The sequence below is a fragment of the Stieleria sp. genome, from assembly GCF_041595215.1.
Taxonomy (GTDB): Bacteria; Planctomycetota; Planctomycetia; order Pirellulales; family Pirellulaceae; genus Stieleria; species Stieleria magnilauensis.
The window spans coordinates 1-8,651 of sequence record NZ_JBFHKV010000281.1; the positions used below are offsets into that span (position 1 = coordinate 1).

At 57.7% G+C, this 8,651-nt stretch carries 7 protein-coding genes; 5 read left to right on the forward strand and 2 right to left on the reverse strand.

The genetic code is table 11. The annotated features are described in order from the left end of the window. Positions 1 to 143: 143 nt before the first annotated feature. Both ABX749_RS12800 and ABX749_RS12805 read right to left on the reverse strand, forming a co-directional pair. Positions 144 to 710, reverse strand: a complete 567-nt coding sequence (locus tag ABX749_RS12800) for a DinB family protein (RefSeq protein WP_372896331.1) — start codon at positions 708 to 710, stop codon at positions 144 to 146. 221 nt (positions 711 to 931) lie between these two features. Next, the gene (locus tag ABX749_RS12805; protein WP_372896332.1) at positions 932 to 1,432 is read right to left on the reverse strand and encodes a hypothetical protein; all 501 of its coding nucleotides are present in this window, start codon (positions 1,430 to 1,432) and stop codon (positions 932 to 934) included. A gap of 189 nt (positions 1,433 to 1,621) precedes the next feature. Between ABX749_RS12805 and ABX749_RS12810 the strand changes: the two genes are divergently transcribed. The 5 genes from ABX749_RS12810 (at position 1,622) to ABX749_RS12830 (ending at position 8,549) form a co-directional block, all read left to right on the forward strand. Beyond that, positions 1,622 to 3,673: an efflux RND transporter periplasmic adaptor subunit gene (locus ABX749_RS12810; RefSeq protein WP_145221180.1), complete on the forward strand. Its 2,052-nt coding sequence runs from the start codon at positions 1,622 to 1,624 to the stop codon at positions 3,671 to 3,673. Positions 3,674 to 3,723: 50 nt separating this feature from the next. Further along, a complete protein-coding gene (locus ABX749_RS12815; RefSeq protein ID WP_372896333.1) occupies positions 3,724 to 4,671 on the forward strand; it encodes an efflux RND transporter periplasmic adaptor subunit in 948 nt (315 codons plus the stop codon). Between the two features lie 77 nt (positions 4,672 to 4,748). Then, positions 4,749 to 6,992: a hemolysin D gene (locus ABX749_RS12820; RefSeq protein ID WP_372896334.1), complete on the forward strand. Its 2,244-nt coding sequence runs from the start codon at positions 4,749 to 4,751 to the stop codon at positions 6,990 to 6,992. Positions 6,993 to 7,278: 286 nt separating this feature from the next. Further along, positions 7,279 to 7,671 (forward strand): DUF3467 domain-containing protein, encoded by a 393-nt coding sequence (locus ABX749_RS12825; protein WP_095741756.1) that lies wholly within the window; start codon positions 7,279 to 7,281, stop codon positions 7,669 to 7,671. Positions 7,672 to 7,964: 293 nt separating this feature from the next. Then, complete coding sequence (locus tag ABX749_RS12830; protein ID WP_095741757.1) at positions 7,965 to 8,549, forward strand: hypothetical protein; 585 nt, start codon at positions 7,965 to 7,967, stop codon at positions 8,547 to 8,549. The last annotated feature ends 102 nt before the right edge of the window (positions 8,550 to 8,651 follow it).

Below are 8,651 nucleotides of genomic sequence, written 5' to 3' on the forward strand. Positions count from 1 at the left end.
ACGAGGCGACGAGTCCTTGCCAATTTGCCGACTACAGAGGACTCGTCGCCTCGTCCACTACCGCCTACCCGAGCCTCGTCCACTACCGCCTACCCGAGCCTCGTCCACTACCGCCTACCCGAAAACGAAGGTGCGGCGGACGACTAGCGAACCGGATCAAGGCCGAGGGCTCGTCGTACCAGCCCGATCTGGCCGGCGTGAATGTGTTCGTGCAACGGGCAAAACAGAATCGCGCCCAACTTGATCGGATAAGCGGCGTAGGGCATGTCGATCGGCTCGAGCAACAAGTCCGGCGAAACCGATTCCAACACCTGCAGCCCTGATTCATAGACCCGGCCGAGACGCTCCAACAGCTCCTCGGGACTCGGTTGGCCCTCCGGATCCGACTTGGGCGTCGAGCCGCGTCCGTACGCTTTGCGGAATCGCCCCGGAATCAGGTCCAAGTCTTCGCTCTGCCGGCCTCGGATCCGGAACATCAACAGACCGTATTGGCTGACCGTCAGATGCCCGACTTGCCACGCGATGTTCGTCGGCAAGCCATCGGGAATCGTCAGCCATTGATCGTGCGGCGTCGCGTCGAGCAACTCGAGCGTGTAGTTGCGCGCGAATCGAATCTGCTCGATCGCTCCGGTCAGCATTTCGCGGGCGGATTCGGGCGACGGCAGTGAAACGCTCGACGCCGACGTGGATTGATTTTCGGATTGGCTCATGCGGCGATCATAACAATTTCGATGGCCGCTTTCTCTACCCACCATTTCAGGCAACGCAGTGAAGCATTGATTCCCTGCGTTTGACGAGGTGTTAGCGGCAGGGCGCAAGCCCTCCGGTCCCTCATCGTTCCCCAAACACCGGAGGACTCGCGCCCAACCGCTAAAAAATGCTTCACAGCGTTGCATTTCAGGGTCGCAGAACTCGCCACCCGCATTGCGATTCAGCCCGCTTTCTTCTCCCCACGGGGTTTGCGGGCCGGTTTGGCAACCAGTCGGATTTCGGGCATCAACACCCGGCCGCCGTGGAACGTGCGTCGCCCGTCGATCGTGTGATCGAACACAAACACACCGGCCGCCGCCCCCGCACGCGGCGAGACCCGCAGGATCGCCGGATGCCCGCAATGCGTGCAACGCACTCGCAAACCGTGTGCGTCAAGCATCTCTTGGATCGACCGGGCCAATTCGCGATTCGCTTCCATGCTGCCCAACGTCCGTCCGCTCATCTGTGCCAGTTGGGCCTGGATGGCGAGGCGGATCTCTCGTTGCAGACGGTTCATTTCTCGCTTCAGCTCGGCCAACATCGCCGTTGCGACAGCCGCGTCGGAACCATCCTCCTGGGCTATCTTGCCACCACCCTGACAGGCATTTTCCGCCTCCTGCTCCTCGTTGGGCGGCGACGGAATCGGGGGATCGGCGTTCGGTGGTCTTTGCGGAGCGTTCATTTCAGTGGACAATCATATACAAACTGTATATGATGTCGAGTCGAATCGCCAAAACCGGTACACGACGCCCCCGCTGGCGAGCATTCGCGTGGCATCGTTCAGGTCAACATGGAAACGGCTCCTAAGATTTACTACTGTCGCCTGATCCCCAGTCCTTTGTCCTTTTTCATCGCAGACCCCTCCTGATCCATGTCGGTTAATCAGCAAACCGTTGAAGAAACCAAGGCGCAGATTCGCGGCTTGGTGAACGAGATCGCGGCGCTCGCCAAGAGCGGCGCGACCGCCGAGGAGTTTTATCCGGAGCTTCTCAGCCGGATCATCACGGCCCTGGCCGCCGCCGGCGGTGCGATCTGGCTGCTCGACGACGACAAACAGCTCAAGCTGCAGTACCAGATCAACGCCGAGCCGTCGATTTTGGCCAGCGACACCGATGATGCGGTGCGTCACTCGCGGCTGATCGGCCGCGCCGCCAATGCCGGCCAATCGGTGCTCGTTCCGCCCTACAGCGGCACGACCGATGGCGACGCTGAGGGCAACCCGACACGTTATTTATTGGTGCTCGGTGCGCTCGCACACGATGGCCACAAGGACGGATTGATCGAGGTCTTTCAGCGACCGGACACGGCGCCGGAAACCCAGCGTGGTTACTTGCGTTTTCTCGAGCAGATGTGCTCTTTGGCGGCGGAATGGTTGCGCAGCCAAAAGCTGCAGACGCTCGGCGATCGTCAAACGCTCTGGCAACAAGCCGACGCCTTCGCGCGGGCGGCCCATGAATCGTTGGACTTGAAAGAAACAGCCTACGTGGTTGCCAACGAAGGTCGCCGCTTGATCGGCTGCGACCGCGTCAGCGTGGCGATCAAAAAAGGCGGCAAGTGCAAAGTCGAGGCGATCAGCGGTCAGGACACGATCGAAAACCGGTCCAACATCGTTGCCGCCCTGAACAAGCTGGCCACGCGCGTCTGCGCCGCCGGCGAGCCGCTCTATCACGACGGTGCGACCGAAGACCTGCCGCCCCAAATCGAAGAAGCGTTGGAAGACTACGTCGACCAATCCTACGGCCGAAACATCGCCGTGCTGCCGCTGCGTGAACCGCAGCGCAAACTCGGTGCCGAGGAAGACTCCGGTGCGGCCGGTGAAATCGACCGCGACGACGCGCACCGCGGCGAAGTCATCGGCGCGCTGATTGTCGAACAGATCGAGACCGACATTCCCGAACAGATTTTCCGTCAACGTTGCGACTTGGTGTACGAACACGGGACGCGGGCGATCGCAAACTCCCAATCGCACAGCAACTTGTTTCTGATGCCGATTTGGCGAGCGCTCGGCCGGGCGACGTGGATCTTGCGTGCCCGAACGCTTCCCAAAACCATCGGCATCGCCGCGTTGGTTCTGGCCGTGATTCTGGGCCTGACCTTCATCCAAAAGGATTTCAATCTTTCCGCCGAAGGCAACTTGGAACCCACCGTTCGCCGCCAGGTGTTCGCCGCGATCGATGGCGAAGTCATCGATGTTTTGGTTCAACGCAACAGCAAGGTCACCAAGGGGCAAGAGTTGGTCCGGCTCCGCAACCCCGAGATCGCCATCCAGTTGGAAGAACTCGAAGGCCAGCTTCGCAGCACGTTGGCAGAATTGAGGAAGGTCAAGGGCCAGCAATTCGGTCAACTCGAACCCGCCGACCGAACGGCACTACAGGGCCAGGAGTTTGAGTTGGAAACCAAACTCACCTCGTTGCAACAGAAGCTGAAACTGCAACGCGAGCGGGAATCGCAATTGACGATCCGCGCCCCGATCGACGGCGTCGTGACCACCTGGGATGTGGAAGAAACACTTCGCAGTCGACCGATCATGACCGGTCAGGTATTGCTGGAAATCGCCGATCTGACACAGCCTTATTCGCTGGAGCTGCAGCTACCGGAAAAACGCGAGGGGCACCTGGACGCCTACGTCATGGAAACCAAAGAAACCGAGTCGCTCAAAGTGACCTACATTTTGGCGACCGACCCGACCATGGATCCGCTCGACGCCACCTTGCCGATGAACAGCATCTCGCCTCGCGCCGAGGCGCACGAGGAGCACGGCGCGGTCATCGAAATGGAAGCGTTGCCGGACCAAGAACCCTTGAGAGCACTGAAACCCAGCCCGGGAGCCTCGGTGATCGCCAAAATCCACTGCGGTCGGGCCTCCAGCGGGTTCGTCTTTTTCCACGAGATCTGGGAATGGCTTTGCAAGTTCTTCTTCTGATCCCACGACGCATCATCTGTTCGACTCCTCAATCACAGATCACCGATTCAATGTTCAAACGAAACGCTTTTTTTCTCGGCACCCTTCTCGGCGGCGTGATGGCCATCGCCTTGCAAGTCACACCGACGTGGGCACAGTCCGCGATCGATAGCGATGCAGGCATCTTGGTGGAAAACTGCATGGTGCGGTTCATCAACAAGACCAAGGTCCCGTCGGAGACACAGGGCAAGCTGACCGAACTGCCGGTCGAAGAGGGCATGTCGATCAAGAAAGGCGATGTCATCGCGATCGTCGATGACAAGCAAGCCCGGTTAGCGCTCGAGCTAAAACAGGCCGAAGAACTGGTCGCCAAACTGAACGCGCAAAACGACGTCAACAAACGTGACGCCGTTCAAAGCGAAGTGATCGCACGCCAAGAAGCAGCCGCCTATCGCGACTTGTACGCCAAGGGTGCCGCACCACAGTTTGAAATGTTGAAAAAACAGGCCGAAGCGGATCGGGCCATCCTTCGCATCGAACTGGCGGATCTGAACGAAAACACCGCGATGGCCGAATACGTCGCCAAGCAGATCGGGACCAAACTCGCCCAGTCGGATATCGAGATGCGAACCATTCGCGCCGAATTCGACGCCTATGTCGAAAACCGATTCGCGCAACTGGGCGAATGGGTTCAGCCGGGCAGCCCGATCGTGGAACTGGTGCAAATGGACTTTGTACGCGTGGAAGGATTTATCGACGCGTTTCGCTACGCCGGCCAAATTCAAAAAGGAGCGGACGTCAAAGTCGAAATCACCGTCGGCGGAACAAGCACCAATCCCATCACGAAGACCTTCGTTGGGAAAATCGATTACGTCAGCATGGAATTGGATTTGAACAAGCGACACCGCATCTGGGTCAAGGTTCCCAACGAACGCGACGGCGACGATTGGCTGATCAAACCCGGCATGCGGGCGACGATGCAGATCGCACCGCCCACGGCAGCAGGTGGGTTGTTTTAGGTTTCAAGTTTCAAGTTTCAAGTTTCAAGCTTGAGCGTTCAGTTCCTGATCCCCTTTTGGGTCCCTTGTCGAAATAGATGGCCACACTTGCCGAATCTCTCGTCAGCAGTTCGTCGCGCCCGCTCACGGTGCGCAAACGTCCTGATTTGACGTCCAGTCGACATCGCTATCAGGGAACGGGCTACTGGGTCCTGAAAGAACCCGTCGGGCTGCAGTACTTTCGTTTTCATGACGAAGAGTATTTCATTTTGAACATGCTCGACGGGCATGTCAGTCTGCAGCAGATCAAGGACGGATTTGAACAGCGATTTGCTCCTCAGAAGATCACCTTCGGCGACTTGCAGCAATTCATCGGCATGCTGCACCGCAGCGGCTTGGTGATCAGCAATTCGCCGGGCCAGGGTAAAGCACTTCGCCATCGCGGGCGGAAGAAAAAGAACAAAGAGATGATGGGCAAGATGGCCAACGTCTTTGCCCTGCGGTTTCGCGGTTTCGACCCCGAACGCATCTTGAATGCGATCCTGCCGTGGTTCGGCTGGATGTTCACCGTTCCGGCACTGCTGTTCTTCGTCGGGCTGTTCGTGGCCGCCTCGTTGATGTTGGCGACGCAATACGAAACGGTCTACGCGCGGCTGCCGACGTTCCAGCAATTTTTTGCGGCCGATCGTTGGTTGATCCTGGCCGCGACGATGGCGATCGTCAAAGTACTGCACGAGTTCGGGCACGGGCTGAGCTGTAAAAAGTTCGGCGGGGAGTGTCACGAGATCGGCTTCATGTTGCTGGTCTTCACGCCCTGCCTGTACTGCAACGTTTCCGATTCGTGGATGCTGCCGAACAAATGGAAGCGGGTTTGGATCGGCGCCGGCGGGATCTATGTCGAAATGATCTTGGCCTCGCTTGCCGCCTTTGTGTGGTTCTTGACCGAGTCGGGGACGACACTCAACGACCTGTGTTTGAACATGATGTTCTTGAATGTCGTCAGCACCATCTTGGTCAACGGGAACCCGCTGCTGCGGTTCGACGGGTATTACATCCTGATGGACATGTTGGAGATTCCCAACCTCCGTCAGAAAAGCACCGAAGTCCTGAAACGTTGGTTTCAAAAGACCTGTTTGGGATTGGAACTGCAAGACGACCCGTTCTTGCCGACGCGGGGGCGCGTCTATTTTGCACTCTTTACCATCGCCAGTGTGATTTATCGCTGGGTCGTGGTGTTCTCCATCTGTTGGTTCGTGATCAAGGTGCTCGAACCCTACGGTTTGGAAGTGATCGGCCGGATGGTCGCGGTGATCGGTTTTTCGGGACTGATTGCTCAGCCCGTGATTCAAACATGGAAGTTCTGTCGAACTCCTGGGAGACTTTCGAAAGTGAAACGTTTTAATGTGATGATCACACTGTCGGTCGTCTCGGTGATCATCGCCGCGGTGTGTTTCATCAAGCTTCCGCACCACGTGGATTGCGCCTTTGAAATTCGACCGACCGAAGCCGGACGGGTCTACGCGGGCAGCGTCGGGCAAATCGTCGACACCGTGGCTCCCGGTCAATTCGTCCAGGCCGGCGAGACGATTGCGGTGTTGAAAAATCCAGACCTTGAAATGCGAATGAAGGACCTCGAAATCGAAGAGGCCGTGGCGACGGTTCAACTGCAAAAGCTGGCCGACCGCGTCTTCTCCGATCGATCGCTCGCCGCACAACTCGAGACCCAGCAAGAGATCCTGGACTCGATCACCGAACTGAAGAAGAAAACTCAAGTCGAAATCGACAGACTGACGATCACGGCGCCGATTTCCGGCGTGGTCATTCCGCCCCCGCGCCGGCCCGAACGAGACAGCAACGACGGCCAGCTACCGTCCTGGTCAGGGTCTCCCTTGGAATTGCAGAACCGCGGCGCGATGCTGACCTCGGACGACTTGCTGTGCGAAATCGGCAACGCAGATGACTTCGAAGCGATCTTGGCCATCGACCAAGGCGACGTCCAATTGGTGCGCGAAGGCCAATCGGTCGACATGAAGCTCGATTCGCGGCGACTGGAAACCTTCTCCGGAACGATCAGCGAAAAGTCGCGTGAACCGTTGCGGATGACGTCCACATCGATGTCCAGCCAAACCGGCAGCGACCTGCAGACCGAGATCGATCCGGCGACCGGACAGGTCAAACCGCGGAGCGTGACCTACCAAGCCCGCGTGCCGCTGGAAATCCTCGATTCCGATCTGCCGCTACGACCCGGATATCGCGGCAGTGCCAAGATCCACGTCGACAAGAAATCACTCGGGCAACGACTGTGGAGAGTGATCGCCAAAACCTTCAACTTTGAGTTTTAAAGCGATGATGCAATCTGTCTTGCCCGCTTGCTCTCATTTCCCTATTTACACTCTCGAATTTCCTAGTCGACGCACTTTGCCTCTAGTTAACTCATTGCATCAAGCATGAACTGAATTTCCCTTGTGGATCGGTTTTCGTGGCCCATCACGGCCGTTAGGATGAATTCCTCGCGGTGTCGCGATCGGTGAAAACCGAACCCAAAATCGATCTTTCCCCTTTTTGAGCGATCCGTTTTCTGCTTTGGATCACGATCGCGACCCTAACCTTTGTGGAGAACTCTCATCGATGGCTGATGAATCCAAGAAACCTGAAGCTGCAGCACCACCGGCCGAACAAGCGCAGACGCAACAGCCCGTTCAAGTTCAGGTGAACGACAGCAACACGTTGGCGACCTACGCAAACTTCTGCCGCGTCACCGGATCGCCGGAAGAGCTGATCGTCGACTTCGGTCTCAACCCGCAGCCGATCGGCGTGCCGAAAGAGCCGATCGAAGTCAAGCAACGCATCATCGTCAACTTCTTTACCGCCAAGCGTCTGCTGGCCGCATTGCAAATGTCGATCGCTCGTCACGAAGCCGTTTTCGGTGTCCTGGAAACGGACATCAACAAGCGAGTTCGTCCCGGATTGGCGCAGCAACAAAGCGCTCCGCAAGCCGCGCCGGCTCCCGCAGCCGAGTAGTCGGTTTCTGGCGGGTCACCGTCCAGATCTCAAAAAATCACCAAACCGCGTGCCATCCGATTCTTGGCACGCGGTTTTTTCGTGGCCGATCGGTTACAACGGGCGTTTCCCCAACCTTTCCGACCCCGTGCATTGCAGCAGCCTGCTGAAGGCGTCGTGGACGAGGTGATAAGTCCGACGTGGCAAATCTCTAGGACTCGTCGCCTCGTCCACTACGACAACCCTCATCCGTCGCTGTGACACGACACGAGTCGCATTTCTGACATGTCCTTTTCTTGTACGAGCCCCGATCGATGCAGTACCCGCTAAACCTCAGCTTCAAACTCTTAACGTTTGGCCAACGGATTGTCGCTTCTGACGCCGACGGCAACGTGTTGATGTTCATCAAGCAAAAGATGTTCAAGCTGAAAGAAAAGGTCGAGATCTACAACGACGAGAAACAGTCTCAGTTGATCTTTCGCATCGAAGCCGATCGGATGCTGGACTTTTCGGCCAACTACAGCTTCACCGACGCCGAAGGCAACCCTTGGGGATCGGTCCGTCGTAAGGGGATGCGATCGTTGTGGGCGGCACACTACCAAGTGATGCAAGAGGGCCAGGTCGACATGGAGATCCGCGAGGAGAGCCCGATGAAGAAGGTGCTCGAAAGCATTCTCGGAGAGATCCCACTCCTCGGCTTGGCCGCCGTCTACCTGCTCAATCCCAGCTACATCGTCACCCGCCCCGATGGGACGCCGCTGCTGAAACTGATCAAGAAACCGGCGTTGTTTGAAGGCAAGTTTGTGCTCGAAAAGCTCAACGACATGCCCGAAGACGACGAACTGCGGTCGCTGATGGCGCTGCTGATGCTGGTGCTGTTGGAACGCCGTCGCGGTTAATCGCGGGCCAGTATTTCGCCGCACCTTGTTTTCGGGTAGGCCGTAGTGGACGAGGCGACGAGTCCTCTGTAGTCGGCACATTGGCAAGGACTCGTCGCCTCG

Coding starts and splice junctions, on each gene's coding strand:
- ABX749_RS12820 (WP_372896334.1), top strand. CDS start 4,749: ATGGCCACACTTGCCGAATCTCTCGTCAGCAGTTCGTCGCGCCCGCTC.
- ABX749_RS12810 (WP_145221180.1), top strand. CDS start 1,622: ATGTCGGTTAATCAGCAAACCGTTGAAGAAACCAAGGCGCAGATTCGC.
- ABX749_RS12825 (WP_095741756.1), top strand. CDS start 7,279: ATGGCTGATGAATCCAAGAAACCTGAAGCTGCAGCACCACCGGCCGAA.
- ABX749_RS12805 (WP_372896332.1), bottom strand. CDS start 1,432: ATGAACGCTCCGCAAAGACCACCGAACGCCGATCCCCCGATTCCGTCG.
- ABX749_RS12815 (WP_372896333.1), top strand. CDS start 3,724: ATGTTCAAACGAAACGCTTTTTTTCTCGGCACCCTTCTCGGCGGCGTG.
- ABX749_RS12830 (WP_095741757.1), top strand. CDS start 7,965: ATGCAGTACCCGCTAAACCTCAGCTTCAAACTCTTAACGTTTGGCCAA.
- ABX749_RS12800 (WP_372896331.1), bottom strand. CDS start 710: ATGAGCCAATCCGAAAATCAATCCACGTCGGCGTCGAGCGTTTCACTG.